Source organism: Variovorax paradoxus NBRC 15149, from assembly GCF_001591365.1.
Lineage (GTDB): Bacteria > Pseudomonadota > Gammaproteobacteria > Burkholderiales > Burkholderiaceae_C > Variovorax > Variovorax paradoxus.
Genome location: NZ_BCUT01000001.1, coordinates 2,137,451 through 2,151,710 on the forward strand (window position 1 = coordinate 2,137,451; position 14,260 = coordinate 2,151,710).

13 protein-coding genes are annotated in these 14,260 nt (G+C 68.3%); 4 read left to right on the forward strand and 9 right to left on the reverse strand.

From position 1 onward, the window contains the following. Positions 1–11: 11 nt before the first annotated feature. The 7 genes from VPA02S_RS10000 to VPA02S_RS10030 form a co-directional block, all read right to left on the reverse strand. On the reverse strand, positions 12–2,057 hold the full coding sequence (locus VPA02S_RS10000) for a spermidine synthase (RefSeq protein WP_062363720.1): 2,046 nt from the start codon (positions 2,055–2,057) through the stop codon (positions 12–14). Positions 2,058–2,063: 6 nt separating this feature from the next. Then, a complete protein-coding gene (locus VPA02S_RS10005) occupies positions 2,064–2,516 on the reverse strand; it encodes a DUF2214 family protein (protein WP_012745621.1) in 453 nt (150 codons plus the stop codon). A 61-nt stretch (positions 2,517–2,577) separates the two neighbouring features. Beyond that, entirely contained in the window at positions 2,578–3,522 is a 945-nt protein-coding gene (locus tag VPA02S_RS10010; RefSeq protein ID WP_062363723.1) for a LysR family transcriptional regulator, read from the reverse strand. Between the two features lie 54 nt (positions 3,523–3,576). After that, positions 3,577–4,521 carry an SMP-30/gluconolactonase/LRE family protein gene (locus tag VPA02S_RS10015; RefSeq protein ID WP_062363726.1) on the reverse strand — a complete coding sequence of 315 codons (945 nt, stop codon included), beginning with the start codon at positions 4,519–4,521 and terminating at the stop codon, positions 3,577–3,579. Positions 4,522–4,543: 22 nt separating this feature from the next. Beyond that, positions 4,544–5,527, reverse strand: a complete 984-nt coding sequence (locus tag VPA02S_RS10020) for a Bug family tripartite tricarboxylate transporter substrate binding protein (protein ID WP_062363729.1) — start codon at positions 5,525–5,527, stop codon at positions 4,544–4,546. A gap of 3 nt (positions 5,528–5,530) precedes the next feature. Beyond that, complete coding sequence (locus tag VPA02S_RS10025; protein ID WP_062363732.1) at positions 5,531–6,721, reverse strand: CaiB/BaiF CoA transferase family protein; 1,191 nt, start codon at positions 6,719–6,721, stop codon at positions 5,531–5,533. Continuing rightward, positions 6,714–7,652, reverse strand: coding sequence for a hydroxymethylglutaryl-CoA lyase (locus VPA02S_RS10030; protein WP_062363735.1), 939 nt, complete (start codon positions 7,650–7,652; stop codon positions 6,714–6,716). Before VPA02S_RS10030 ends, VPA02S_RS10025 begins: the two co-directional genes overlap by 8 nt. Positions 7,653–7,777: 125 nt before the next feature. Here VPA02S_RS10030 and VPA02S_RS10035 point away from each other — a divergent pair, with 125 nt between their 5' ends. From VPA02S_RS10035 to VPA02S_RS10045, 3 genes are all read left to right on the forward strand, one after another. Further along, positions 7,778–8,518: an IclR family transcriptional regulator gene (locus VPA02S_RS10035; RefSeq protein WP_062363738.1), complete on the forward strand. Its 741-nt coding sequence runs from the start codon at positions 7,778–7,780 to the stop codon at positions 8,516–8,518. 111 nt (positions 8,519–8,629) lie between these two features. Next, on the forward strand, positions 8,630–9,307 hold the full coding sequence (locus VPA02S_RS10040; protein ID WP_062363740.1) for a haloacid dehalogenase type II: 678 nt from the start codon (positions 8,630–8,632) through the stop codon (positions 9,305–9,307). Positions 9,308–9,363: 56 nt separating this feature from the next. Then, positions 9,364–11,538 carry a malate synthase G gene (locus tag VPA02S_RS10045; protein WP_062363743.1) on the forward strand — a complete coding sequence of 725 codons (2,175 nt, stop codon included), beginning with the start codon at positions 9,364–9,366 and terminating at the stop codon, positions 11,536–11,538. A 55-nt stretch (positions 11,539–11,593) separates the two neighbouring features. Here the strand turns inward: VPA02S_RS10045 and VPA02S_RS32170 are convergent, their stop codons facing one another. Both VPA02S_RS32170 and VPA02S_RS32175 read right to left on the reverse strand, forming a co-directional pair. Further along, on the reverse strand, positions 11,594–12,181 hold the full coding sequence (locus VPA02S_RS32170; RefSeq protein ID WP_244883434.1) for a PDDEXK nuclease domain-containing protein: 588 nt from the start codon (positions 12,179–12,181) through the stop codon (positions 11,594–11,596). After that, positions 12,181–12,801 carry a DUF1016 N-terminal domain-containing protein gene (locus VPA02S_RS32175; protein WP_244883436.1) on the reverse strand — a complete coding sequence of 207 codons (621 nt, stop codon included), beginning with the start codon at positions 12,799–12,801 and terminating at the stop codon, positions 12,181–12,183. The genes VPA02S_RS32170 and VPA02S_RS32175 overlap by 1 nt, the downstream gene beginning before the upstream one ends. A 140-nt stretch (positions 12,802–12,941) precedes the next feature. Between VPA02S_RS32175 and VPA02S_RS10055 the strand changes: the two genes are divergently transcribed. After that, the gene (locus VPA02S_RS10055) at positions 12,942–14,252 is read left to right on the forward strand and encodes an MFS transporter (protein WP_062363745.1); all 1,311 of its coding nucleotides are present in this window, start codon (positions 12,942–12,944) and stop codon (positions 14,250–14,252) included. The last annotated feature ends 8 nt before the right edge of the window (positions 14,253–14,260 follow it).

The following is a 14,260-nucleotide window of genomic DNA, read 5'->3' on the forward strand; positions in this document are numbered from 1 at the left end:
CTTTTTCATGGCTACTTCAGCACGCTCAGCAGGTTGTTGAAATCGTCGGTCCAGGGGCGGACACCGGCGCGCAGCACGATCGGCGAGGCCGCGGCGCGCACCGGCTCGCGTGCCAGCACGGCGGGATCGCGCGCCACCAGCACCCAGTCGGTCGGGCTGAGCCACCGCGAGGCTTCGGCGTCGTCGCTCACGAGCACGGCATGCAGGCCCTTCAGCTCGGCGATCCGCGCGACCACGGGCGCGAGCTCGAGGAAACGGTTGGTCACATGGAAGGCCACGATGCCATCCGGCTTCATGTGCCGCAGGTAGACATCCATGGCCTGCGCTGTGAGCAGGTGGGCCGGCACCGCATCGCCCGAGAAGGCATCCACCGCAAGCAGGTCGAAGCCCTGCGGCGGCTCGCGCTCCAGCGCCAGCCGCGCATCGCCGAGCACGCGCTCGATGCGCGCGGGGCTGTCGCGCAGGAAGCTGAATTCGCTGTCCGCGAGCTCGAACACCTGCGGATTGATCTCGTAGATGCGGTAGGCGTCGCCGCTGCGGCCGTAGCTCGCGAGTGTGCCGGCGCCCAGGCCGATCAGCCCCACGCGGCGCGGCCCGGCCGGTGCGGCAGCCATCGCGCGGCCGATGCCGGAGGTGGCGCCGTAATAGGTGGTGGGCTCGCGCCGGCGGGCCGGGTCCAGGAACTGCTCGCCGTGCTTGATGGAGCCGTGCGACAGCACCCGCACGCTGTCCGACGGGTGGAGGCGCCGCATGTCGAAGGTGATCAGCGCGCCATGGAAATTGCGCAGCAGGTGGCGCGCGTCCGACCTGTCGCTCGCGATCTGCGCCATCAGGAAGTATGCGCAGCCGGCCGCCAATGCCACGCTCATGGCCCGCAGCCAGTTCCGGCGGCGCAGGACGGCCGCCGCCGCGAGCGCCGTCAGCACCAGGCCGATGCCCAGCTCGTAGTAGGCCGGCAGCACATGCGGCGCCACCAACCCGACCGTGGCGCCGCCCAGCGCGCCGCCGAGCGCGAGCATCAGGTAGAAGCGCGTGAGATAGCGCGGCGCCGGCCGCAGCCTGGCGGTTTCGCCGTGAAGGAACATGCACAGCACGAACAGGCCACCGACATAGATCGGCAGCCCCGTGCGCACGTCCGAGCCGATGTGGTGCTGCAGCCCGAAGGCGCACAGCAGCAGCACGCCCGCCGCCAGCGGCAGGAAGACGCCGCGCCGGTACCAGCGGTCGCTCTCGAAGCACAGCACGAAGGTGAACAGGTACAGCGACAGCGGCACGATCCAGAGAAAGGGAACCGCCGCGACGTTCTGGGTGATGTGGTTGGTCACGGCCAGCAACAGCCACGACGCCAGCGCCGGCAGCACGAGCCAGAGCAGGCCGTCGGACCAGCGCGGCGGTTTTTCGCTATCGGCGGCGGCCGCGGCCTGGCCGGGCGCCGCGGCAACCGGCACAGCCGCCGGCCAGCGGTACGCCACCAGCAATGTCGTGCCGGCGCACAGCAGCGCGAACAGGCCATAGCCCCACGACCAGCCGAGCGCCTGCTGCAGCAGCGAGCTGCGCGGCTCGATCAGCACCGGGTAGCTCAGCAGCGACAGCAGCGACGCCAGGTTGGAGAGCGAGAAGTAGCGGTACACCCGCGCGCTCCAGGGCGTGCGCGCCACCCACGACTGCACCAGCGGCCCGGTGGTCGACAGAAGAAAGTACGGAAGGCCGATGGTCGCGAGCAGCAGCCCCAGGATCAGCCACGCCGGGTCTTCGGCGCCGGTGGGCTTCCAGCGCGCGGCCACCACCAGCGGAAGGAAGGCCAGGCTCGCCAGCAGCAGCCCCACGTGCAGCGCCGCCTGCGCGCGCACGCGAAGGCGGCGCGTGACCCAGTCGGAGTACGCATAGCCCGCGAGCAGCACGGCCTGGAAGAACACCATGCAGGTCGACCAGACGGCGGCCGAGCCGCCGAACCAGGGCAGGATCTGCTTGGCGATCAGCGGCTGCACCAGGAACAGCAGGAACGCGCTGCTGAAGATGGTGCCGGCAAACAGGAGCTGGATGCCGGCGCGTTCCATGCGCGCCTACTTGCCGAAGCCGCGCGCGAGGAACACGGCGACCAGCGGGATCAGCGCGATCAGGTGGGCCTGCACCATCACCAGCCGGCGCGTCTTGCGGATGTCGGCCTCGGCCGGCAGCGTGCCGTTGGCGCGCAGCGCCTTGCGCCAGCGGAAGTAGGTGAGCGTCGGAAAGATCGAGAGCACGCCGACGATGATGAACAAGCCGAGCTTCACATGCAACAGCGGGTTGGTCCAATACCACGCCGTGCCCTTCACGCCCCACACCGTGCGCGCGATGCCGGTGGCGAGCACCGCGATGGCGGCCATGCCGTAGACCATGTCGACCTTGGCGAGCCGCTCCACCACCGCGGCATTGAGCCACTGCACGCGGCACAGCGCCGCTTCGCTGGAGATGAACACGACCATCGTGAGGATGGCCAGCAGATGCAGGTAGGCGAGGATGGCTTCGAGGGTCATCGATGGCTTTCTTCTTCAATGAGTTGCAAATGCTTGCAGATTGTGCCGCCGCTCGCGCGCTTTATGCCCTGCCGCCCCAGAATTCGGGCCGTCCGTACTGCTCCTTGAGGAAATCAAGCCACAGCCGCACCCGCAGCGGCAGGTGCTTGGTGCCCGCGAAGACCGCGTAGATGCCGTTGGGCGGCGCGGCGAATTCATCCAGCAGCGGCACCAGCAGGCCGGCATCGATCTCGGCCTCCACTTCCCAGGTGCTGCGCCACGCGATGCCGTGGCCGGCCAGGCACCAGTCGTGCAGCACCTGGCCGTCGGAGCAATCGAGCGGGCCTTCGGGCCGCAGGTAGATCAGCTCTTCGCCGCCCTCCTCGCCGGCAGCCGCCGGGGCGCGCGGAACGCGGAATGCCCAGCCGCGCGTTTGCGAAGCGTCGCTCGACAGCGTGAGGCAGGCAAAGCGCGACAGCTCGTTCGGATGCCGCGGCATGCCGTGGCGGCGCACGAACTCCGGCGTGGCGACGCAGCGGCGGCGGTTGTCGGCCAGCCGCACGCTGACCAAGGACGAGTCGGGCATGTCGCCCACGCGCACCGCGCAGTCGAAGCTCTCGCCGCGCACGTCGACCACGCGGTCGCTCAGGTTCAGCGAGATCGTGACCTCCGGGTGCAGCGCATGGAAGCGCGGCACCAGCGGCGCCACGTGGCGGCGACCGAAGCCGGCCGGCGCCGTCACGCGCAGGTGGCCGCTGGCCTTGACGCCGCCGGCGCTCACGCTGGCCTCGGCATTGGCGAATTCGGTCAGCAGGCGCTGGCAGTCCTCGAGAAAGGCGCTGCCTTCGTGCGTGAGCGTGATGCGCCGCGTGGTGCGCACCAGCAGCTTGACGCCCAGCCGCGCCTCGAGCGCGTCGAGACGCCGCCCCATGATCGCAGGCGCCACGCCCTCGGCCTTGGCCGCGGCCGTGAGACCGCCGCGGGTCGCCACCGAGACGAAGGATTCGAGTTGCTTCAGGCGGTCCATGGCGGCGGAACTATAGCCCGCGGCGCCGCGGGCCTGGGCCGGCGCCCGCCGCGGCTATTTCTGGGCCCGCGAGTACATGGAGTGCGAATAGAGCGGCGCTCCGCCCACCGGCAGCTCGGCTTCCAGCACGCTGCCGGTGGCCGAATCGGTGAGCACCAGCTGCCGCGTGCCCGGCCGGAAGGCAAGGTTGGTCACGGTCTGGCCGGCCGGGCTGCGGACCATGTGCGTGACCTCCCCGCGCGCATTGAGCACGAAGGCGCCGCCCAGGCTGGCATGGGCAACGACCAGCCCGCCATCGGCCGTGAGCGCAAGCCCGTCGGGGCCGCTGGTTCCGAAGAAGGTCTGCAGCGCGCCGACCTTGGAGAGGCTGCCGTCGGGCAGCAGCGGCGCGCGCCAGACCTGGTTGCCGCGGGTGACGGCCACGAACAGCACCTTGCCGTCGCCGCTGGTTGCCACGCCGTTGGGGCTGGGCGCGTTGGCCAGCAGCAGGTCGAGGCGGCCATCGGCATTCCACCGGTAGACGCGGCCGGTGGGATCGTGCAGTCCGGTCTGGCCCTGGTCGGTGAAATAGAGCCGTCCTTCCAGGTCGAAGACGAGGTCGTTCACGCCCTTGAAGGATTCGCTGTTGCGATGGCCGAGCACCGTCTCGACCGCGCCGCCGGCCGCATCGAGCCGCAGGATGCCGCGCCGGTAGTCGGCGATCCACAGGCTGCCGTCGGCATGGACCGCCAGGCCGTTGGGCCAGCCGTCGTAGGCCGCCACGAGCTGCCATTCGAGCGATGCCGCAGCGATCCTGAAGATGCGGCCGTAGGGAATGTCGGTGACGTACAGGTTCCCGGCCCGGTCGAACGCGGGGCCTTCCAGGAAGCTGTCCATCACGTGGCCCGGTTTGTTGGCGTCGACCCAGTCGGTGCGGCGCGGCGCGCGAAACGCATCGGGCAGGCGCGTGAGCACGCGCGCTTCGATGATCTCGGGCGGCTGGAAGCTCAGGTTCCACATGGCTGCATGGTCTCCGGTGGGGTCAGTCGGGCTGCACGCCCGCGGCCTTGATCACCTGGCCCCAGGCCTGGGTCTGGCCGTGAACGAACTTGCCGAAATCGGCCGGGGACAGGCCGCCCGGGCTGGCGCCCTGCTCCGCAAAGCGCTTCGCGAGGTCCGGCGATGCCAGCGCCTTCTTCACCTCGGCCTGCAGCTTGTCGATGATCGGCTGCGGCGTGCCCTTGGGCGCCGCGATGCCGAACCAGTTGGTGGCGGTGAAGTCCTTCAGGCCGGCTTCGGTGCTGGTGGGCGCCTCGGGCAAGGCGGCAAGGCGCTGCGGCGAGGTCACGAGCAGCGCGCGCACCTTGCCGCCCTTGACCTGCGGGATGGCCGTGGGCGCGGCGGTGACCAGCACGTCGACCTGCCCCGACACCACGCCCAGCATCGCTTCGCCCGCGCCCTTGTAGGGCACGTGGGTCAGCGCGAGCTTGCCGTTCTGCTTGAGCAGCTCGCCGCCCAGGTGGGTGGAGCTGCCCACGCCGCCCGAGCCGAAGGTCAGCTTGCCGGGGTTCTTGCGGGCCTCGTCGATCAGCGCCGCCACGCTCTTGTAGGGCGAGTCCGCGCCCACCACCACCACGAGCGGCGCATCGACGATGGTCGTCACCGGCACCAGGTCGGCGGGCTCCCAGGGCAGCTTCCTGAAGAGGTGCGGCAGCATTGCGTAGGTGGTGTCGTTGACCAGGAAGGTGCCGCCGTCCGGCGCGGACTTGGCCACCAGGCTGGAGCCGATCGTGCCGCTCGCGCCGGCCTTGTTCTCCACGTAGAACGAGGCGCCGGTCTGCTCGCTGAGCTTCTGCGCGATCTGGCGCGCAGCGTAGTCGGTGGTGCCGCCGGGCGCGTACGGGACCACCAGGCGCACCGGCTTGCTCGGCCACGCGGTGTCTGCGGCCAGGGCGGAAAGGCCCGCCGTAGCTCCGGCGCAAAGAAACAGCAAAGCGGGCAAGGCGCGCCGCGGGATGAAAGCCATGGCTCAGTCTCCAAGGATGATGTTGCGTGTCTTGAGGGCGGCGATTTCTTCGTCGCCATAGCCCACTTCCTTCAGCAGCTCGCCCGTGTGCTCGCCGACGCGCGGCGGCTGCAGGCGGATGCCGGGGCGCTCGCCGTCGAGCGTGAAGGGCATCAGCGGCACCTTGGCCATGTGGCCGTCGTTCATGCGCACGGGCGCGAGGCCGCCGGTGGCGTTGAGGTGCGGATCGTCGAACAGCTGCTGCGGCTTGGTGATGGGCGCGAAGGGCAGCTCGTTCTGCTCAAACAGCGCGCTGAGTTCGGCGGCGCTGTAGCCGGCCAAGTGCGAGCGCAGGATCGGCATCATCCAGTCGCGCGCGAGCACGCGGTCGTTGTTGGTCTTCAAGCGCGGGTCGGCCAGCATTTCTTCCAGGCCGAAGGCCCTGCAGAAGATGGCCCACTGCTTGTCGCTCACGGCCGCCAGGAAGATCTGCTCGCCGTCCTTCACGGTGAACACGTCGTACACGGCCCAGGCCGAGATGCGGCTGGGCATCGGGTCGGCGGCCTTGCCGGTGGCGGCGAACTGCATCATGTGCTGCGCGACCAGGAACACGTTGTTCTCGAACAGCGCGGACTGCACCTCGCAGCCCTTGCCGGTGAGCTCGCGCTGGCGCAGCGCGGCCATCGCGCCGATGGCGCCGAACATGCCGCCCATGATGTCGTTCACGCTGGTGCCCGCGCGCAGCGGGTCGCCCGCGCGGCCGGTCATGTAGGCGAGGCCGCCCATCATCTGCACCACTTCGTCCAGAGCCGTGCGATGGTCATAGGGGCCGGGCAGGAAGCCCTTGTGGCTCACGTAGATGAGGCGCGGGTTGAGCTGCTTCAGGCTGTCGTAGTCCAGGCCCAGCTTCTTCATGGTGCCGGGCTTGAAGTTCTCGCTCACGATGTCGGCCGTGGCGACGAGGCGCAGCGCGGCCTCCACGCCCTCCCGTGTCTTGAGGTCGAGCGCGATGCTCTTCTTGTTGCGGTTGAAGGTCGGGAAGAAGCCCGAGCCCGAGCCGAGCAGGCGGCGCGTGCTGTCGCCCTCGATGGGCTCGACCTTGATGACCTCGGCGCCGAGGTCGGCCAGCAGCAGGCCGCAGGTCGGGCCCATCACCATGTGGGTGAACTCGACGACGCGGACGTCGGCGTACGGCAGGGGTTGGGATTCAGGCATGTGCGGTGGTTGTCTGTTGAACAAAGCCCTTGGGCAGGCCGGCTTCGGGCGTCATGCCGTAGACCGGTTCGCCGGGCAGGCCGGCCATGAGCGGCGCGCGCGCCGCGATGAGCTTCTGGATGTCGATGCCGGTGCGAACGCCCATGGCCTCGAACATGAAGACGAGATCCTCGGTGACCGCGTTGCCCGAGGCGCCGGGCGCATACGGGCAGCCGCCAAGGCCGCCGAGCGAGGCGTCGAAGGTGCGCACGCCCTCGTCCCACGCCGCCAGGCAGTTGGCGATGCCGAGGCCGCGCGTGTTGTGCATGTGGGCGGCGCCGGCGTGCGCGCCGAGCTCGGCGCGCAGGCGCCTGAAGAGCCGGCGCACCTGCGCGGGGTTGGCGTAGCCGACGGTGTCCGACAGGCCCGCTTCTTCCGCGCCGGCCTCGATGCACTGCGCGGCGAGGCGGATCACGTCGTCTTCCGGCACCAGCCCCTGCAGCGTGCAGCCGAAGGCGGTGGAGATGCCGGCCTCGAGCTTCACATGCGGCGCGATCGCGCGGCGCAGCTCGGAGATGGCGCGCACTTCCTCGACCATTTCGGTCGGCGTCTTGCGCACGTTGGCGAGCGAATGCGCCACGCTGGCCGAGACCGGCATCGTGAGCTTGTGCACGCCCGCTTCGAGCGCCGCCTGCGCGCCCTTGCGGTTGGGCACCAGCGCCATCACGGTGAGGCCGGGCAAGGTGATGGCGTGGCGCACCACCTCGGCGGCGTCGGCCATCTGCGGCAGCAATCTGGCGGGCACGAAGGAGGCGACCTCGATCTCGCGCACGCCGGCGGCGTGAAGCGCGTCGATCCAGCGCAGCTTGTCCGCCGTGGGCATGGTGGCCTTGACCGACTGCAGGCCGTCGCGCGGGCCGACCTCGCTGATGAGGACGTCGGGGGGTGTCATCGGTTTCGTCTCCTTGGAGCGATCGCCTGACCGGGCATCGATCGCTTGACAGTTCTATCTTACAGAACTAAATTCCGTTAAACAGAATTAAACCGCCGAACGACTTTCCCTGTCAAGCCGACGCCATGCCCCGCAAAGCCCAGACCGAATCGGTTTCAGACCTCAATGCCGCGCCCGGCGGCGCCGCCGCGGTCGACCGCGCGCTGAGCCTGCTTTCGGCCTTCCAACCCGGCGACGAGGCGCTCACGCTCGCGCAGTTCGCCGAGCGCACGCAGCTCTACAAGAGCACGGTGCTGCGGCTTCTTGCCTCGCTCGAACATGCGCGGCTGATCCGCCGGCAGGACGACGGGCGCTATGCGCTGGGCGCCGAGATCGCGCGGCTGCACGGCCTCTATGCGGCGTCGCTGTCGCTCGACCGCATCGTGCTGCCGGTGCTGCGCGCGCTGGCCGCCACCACGGGCGAGAGCGCGGCGTATCACGTACGACAGGAACAGGGCGACAGCTGGGTGCGGCTGTGCCAGTTCCGCGTTGATTCCTCGCATGTGGTGCGCGACCACGTGCGCGCGGGCGACCTGCTGCCCAACGACCGCGGCGCTGGCGCGCGCGTGCTGATCGCCTTCGGCCCCGAGGCCGAGCGCCCGCGCGGCGCCAGGGAGCGCAAGCTGTACGACGAGATCCGCGCCCAGGGCTACTGCGCGCTGGTGGGCGACCGCACGGCCGAGCTGGCCGGCATCTCGGCACCGGTGTTCCACGCCGGCGGCCGCCTGGCCGCGGCGGTCACGCTGACGATGCCGGCGCACCGCTACGACGCGCGCCACATCGAGCCGGTACGCGCCGCGGCCCGTGAGCTGAGCGGAGCCCTCTGACAAAAAGGAAGAGAAAACGCAGGTCTTCCTGCGATTACCTTCATTTTTGTCACTGATAAATCCCGATCTTGGTTATTACCAACCGGCAAAGTATCGAATAAAGTCCAAGCCATGGATCAACCCGGCGCAGTGCTCTTCGATGCCTACGGCACGCTGTTCGACGTCTACAGCGTCGGGCACACGGCCGAGCGGCTGTTCGCGGGCCAGGGGCAGGCGCTGGCCGCGGGCTGGCGCGACAAGCAGATCGAATACACGCGCCTCGTCACCACCAGCAACCACGGCGCGCACTACCGGCCCTTCGGCGAACTCACGCGCGCCGCGCTGCGCTACACCTGCAAGCGGCTGGGCCTCGGCCTGACCGAAGCCGCCGAGCAGCAGCTGATGGACCAGTACCGCACGCTCACGGCCTTTCCCGAATGCCGCGAAGTGCTCCAGGCGCTCAAGGACCGCGGCGTGGCCACCGGCATCCTCTCGAACGGCGACCCCGGCATGCTCGACGCCGCCGTGCGCGGCGCCGGGCTCGATGGCCTGCTGGACCATGTGCTGAGCGTCGACGGCATCCGCAAGTACAAGACGCATCCCGACGCGTACCAGCTCGGCGTCGTCGCCACCGGCCTGCCGCCCGCGCGCATCGCCTTCGTCAGCTGCAACGGCTGGGACGCGCTCGGCGCCACCTGGTTCGGCTTTCGCACGCTCTGGGTCAACCGCTACCAGCTCCCGTTCGAAGAACTCGGCACGCAGCCCGAACGCATCGGCAGCAGCCTGCGCGACGTGCTCGGGTTCTTCTGACAGACACCGCTCCTCATTTCATTCAGCATTGCACCGTTCTCAAGGAGAGAAAAAACATGACCGCCCGCACCACCACCCACGGCCTCCAGGTTGCGACCGAGCTTCACCGCTTCATCGAAGACAAGGTCCTGCCCGCCAGCGGCGTGGCCAGCGATGTTTTCTGGAAAGGCTTCGACGCCATCGTCCATGACCTCGCGCCGAAGAACATCGCGCTCTTGGCCGAACGCGACCGCCTGCAGGCCGAGCTCGATGCCTGGCACAAGAAGAACCCCGGCCCCATCGCCGACATGCCGGCCTACCGCGCCTTCCTCGAGAAGATCGGCTACCTGCTGCCGCAGCCCAAGGGCGCGAAGGCCACCACCGCGAACGTCGATTCCGAGCTCGCGCTGCAGGCCGGCCCGCAGTTGGTGGTGCCGATCCTCAACGCACGCTACGCGCTCAACGCCGCCAACGCGCGCTGGGGTTCGCTGTACGACGCGCTGTACGGCACCGATGCCATTCCCGAAACCGGCGGTGCCGAAAAGGGCAAGGGCTACAACCCCGTGCGCGGCGCCAAGGTCATCGAGTTCGCGCGCAACGTGCTCGACCAGGCCGCGCCGCTCGAAAACGGCTCGCACAAGATGGCGACCGGCTACAGCGTGAAGGACGGCAAGCTCATCGTCGCGCTGCAAAGCAGCAGCACCGGCCTGGCCGACCCCGCGCAGTTCATCGGCTACCAGGGCGATGCGGCCGCGCCGTCGTCGGTGCTGCTGAAGCACAACGGCATCCACCTGGACATCCGCATCGACCGCAGCACGCCCATCGGCAAGGGCGACGCGGCCGGCGTCAGCGACCTGGTGCTCGAAGCCGCGCTCTCGACCATCCTCGACCTCGAAGACTCGGTGGCCGTGGTCGACGCGGCCGACAAGGTGGTCGCCTACGCGAACTGGCTCGGCATCGTCGAGGGCACGCTCACGGAAGAAGTCGCCAAGGGCGGCAAGACCTTCACGCGCGGCCTCAATCCCGACCGCGAATACACCGGCGCCAACGGCCGCCCCGTGAAGCTGCACGGCCGCTCGCTGATGTTCCTGCGCAATGTGGGCCACCTGATGACCAACCCGGCCGTGCTGTATGCGGGCGGCAAGGAAATCCCCGAAGGCATCCTCGATGCCGTGGTCACCACCACCATCGCGATGATCGACCTGAAGCGCAAGGGCAACTCGCGCACCGGCAGCATCTACATCGTCAAGCCCAAGATGCACGGCCCGGCCGAAGTGGCCTTTGCGAGCGAGCTGTTCGGCCGCGTCGAGCAGCTGCTCGGCCTGCCCGCCAACACCGTGAAGCTCGGCATCATGGACGAGGAGCGCCGCACCAGCGTCAACCTCAAGGCCTGCATCGCCGAGGCCGCCGCGCGCGTGGCCTTCATCAACACCGGTTTTCTCGACCGCACCGGCGACGAGATGCACACCGCCATGCACGGCGGCCCGATGATCCGCAAGGGCGACATGAAGTCCAGCGCGTGGATCGGCGCCTACGAGAAGAACAACGTGCTGGTCGGCCTCTCGTGCGGCCTGCGCGGCAAGGCGCAGATCGGCAAGGGCATGTGGGCCATGCCCGACCTGATGGCCGCCATGCTCGAGCAGAAGATCGCGCACCCCAAGGCCGGCGCCAACACCGCCTGGGTGCCCTCGCCCACCGCCGCCACGCTGCACGCGCTGCACTACCACCAGGTCAGCGTCACGGCCGTGCAGCAGGAGCTCGAGAAGATCGACGCCGACGCGGAGCGCGACAACATCCTCAATGCGCTGCTGCAGGTGCCCATCGCCCCCGCGGCCAACTGGACCGAGGCCGAGAAGCAGCAGGAGATCGACAACAACGTGCAGGGCATCCTCGGCTACGTGGTGCGCTGGATCGACCAGGGCGTGGGCTGCTCCAAGGTGCCCGACATCCACAACGTGGGCCTGATGGAAGACCGCGCCACGCTGCGCATCTCGAGCCAGCACATCGCCAACTGGCTGCTGCACGGCGTGGTGACCAAGGCGCAGGTCGACGAGACCTTCCAGCGCATGGCCAAGGTGGTCGACGAGCAGAACGCCGGCGACCCGGTGTACCAGCCGATGGCCGGCCACTTCGACACCTCGGCCGCGTACAAGGCCGCGCAGGACCTGGTGTTCAAGGGCATCGAGCAGCCGAGCGGGTATACCGAGCCGCTGCTGCATGCGTGGCGGCTGAAGGTGAAGGGCGAGGCCTGATCCTCGGCCTCTTTCCTGAGTCAACCAACGGCACCTTCGGGTGCCGTTCTTGTTTTTATGCGTCCGGTCCGGCCTTTTTTCTTGGGGGCATCTTGAGCGGCGTTGCCACGGACAACTGCCGGATTTCACGGCGCAACTCTCGCTCGAGTTCCTGCTCGGTCGGCAGATGCAATTGGTAGCGACTGGCGAAGATATTTCGCTCCTGCTGCTCGCCCAAGGTGTACTTCACCACGGCATCGTTCTTGTCCGGGCAAAGGATCACACCCAGCGTCGGGTTGTCGCCTTCGGTTCGACGCTCGCGGTCGTAGTAGTTCACATAGAACTGGATCTGGCCGAGATCGCCATGAGTCAACTTGCCGACCTTGAGATCGATGAGCACATAGCACTTGAGCACCGCGTGATAGAAGACCAGGTCGATATAGAAATGGTCGCCGTCGATGGTGATACGCTCCTGGCGCGACACGAATGCAAAACCCTTGCCCAGTTCGAGCAGGAAAGTCTGCAGGTTGTCGATGAGCGCCTGCTCCAGCTTGGACTCGACCAACCTCGGGGACTCCGGCAGGCCGAGGAACTCGATGACCACCGGGTCTTTCAACACATCGAGCGGCTGCATCACTTCCTGGCCATGCGTTGCCAATCGCATCAGGCCCTTCTTGTCCTTGCTTTTTGCCAACGGTCGTACAGCAGGCTGGCCGTCTGGCGCTGGAGCTCACGCACGGACCACGCGTTTCGGATCGCTTCGATTTCGTAGAAGGCACGCGCTTCCGGCCTCGCCACACGCAAGAGTTGGCGGTAGTGACTCCATGAAAGAGACGGATGCAGCGCTCCGGGGCACCAGTCCGTGTCGCCTTCGGATTTCCGAGACGATGTCTCGGAACTGACCTGAAGAGGCAACGCCGTTGGCGTGGTCGATTTCCGAGACGCCGTCTCGGAAATCAGTTGCGGATAGTCCAGATAGAACTGCCTGAACGCTTCGAGGTTGTCCACGGAATAACCGCGGCCGAACTCGGCATTCAGGCGCGTCGACAGATCAGCGAGCAGCCTGGCACCATAGCCCGCTCGGCGCTGCCCTCTCTGCTCTTCCTCGACGATCTCGCGCCCGATCAACCAGTTGGCTGCGACCTGTGTCGTGTTGACCGTCCGTGCCACACCGGCACGCGCGGTATCCAGGATCTCTCGCACACGGCTGAAAAGCGGCTGTGCAGCCTTTGCGCGCCCGGGCTTTGCCGTGCGGGTACTGGAGGAGATGGAGGGCGTTGGCAATGCGAGGCTCTCAGGGTTGTTTAGAAATTATGGGGTAGCTGTCATGTGCGGTCGAATGTCCACGAGGCGTCGCCACCGCGACCCTGCGCGTCCGACGATCAACTAGCATCAGGTCGCCCTCCTTACTGGCCTCCCGCCCTATGAACCCGAACGCGGCATCCAAGCCCGCGGAGCGCCCCAGCTCACGCCTCTCCCGTTTCTCCCGCTGGTCCACCTCGACCACCGCGATGTTGATCGCCCTCGCCTCGGCCTTCGCCCTGAGCCAGGCCTTCCGCACCGTCGGCGCCATGATGGCCACGCCGCTCAGCGGCCACTTCGGCCTCTCGCCCCAGCAGATCGGCACCTGGGCAGGCACCTTCCACTTCATGTTCGGCATCATGCAGCTCGCGATGGGCGTGTCGATCGACACGTTCGGCGTGCGCCGCACGGTGCTCGCCGCCTTTCCGCTGGCCGTTGCGGGTGCCGCACTGTGCGCGGTGGCATCGAGCTTCCATGCGCTGCTGCTCGGGCAGGCGCTGATCGGCGTCGGCTGCGCGCCGGCCTTCCTGGCCTGCACGGTGTTCATCGCACGGCATTTCGATGCCTCGCGCTTCACCGCGATGTCGGGGCTGGTGATGAGCCTCGCAGGCCTGGGCATCCTGTTCACCGGCACGCCGCTGGCGCTGCTGATCGAAGCCGCGTCATGGCGCGCCGGCTATGCGGTGCTGGCTGCGTCCGCCGTGCTTTCGTGGATCCTCATCTTCTGGCGCGTGCGCGACCCCGTGCGCGCGGAGGACCGCACGAGCGCGGAGACCGCGCCGGCCGAACGCCAGTCGCTGCGCAAGGCCGTGCGCGAACTGCTCCCGCTCTTTGCCATGCCGCACACGCTGGGCCTGCTGTGCTTTGCCTGCGTGTCGTATGCCGCGTTCATCACCCTGCGCGGCCTTTGGCTCGGCCCCATGCTGCACGACCGCCATGGGCTGTCGCTGGTCAGCAGCGGCAACGTGGCGCTGGTGATGACCATCGCCGGCATGATCAGCCCCGCCATGTTCGGCCGCCTCGACCCGGGCGGCAGGCGGCGCGGCCGCTGGCTCATGGGCTGCGCGTTCGCGGCCGCGGTGATCTTCGCGCTCATGGCGTTCACGCATTCGCTGGCCGTCGACATCGGCCTGCCGATTCTCTATGGCCTGCTCTCGGGCTACTCGGTGCTGCAGTATTCGTACACGCGCGCTGCCTATCCGGCGGCCATGACCGGGCGCGCGCTGTCGCTGCTCAACATGGCGATGTTCCTCGGCGTGTCGCTCATGCAGTGGACGACGGGCGTGGCCGCGTCGTGGGCCGCGTCGAACGGCGTGGAGCCGTTTCGCGCGGTGTTCCTCACGATCACGGCCATGCTGGCGGTGGGCACCCTGGCGTTCCTGTTGCTGCCGCGCGCGCACGAAAAAGCGGGCCTCGCCTCCGCGCAGCCCTGAGCGGGATC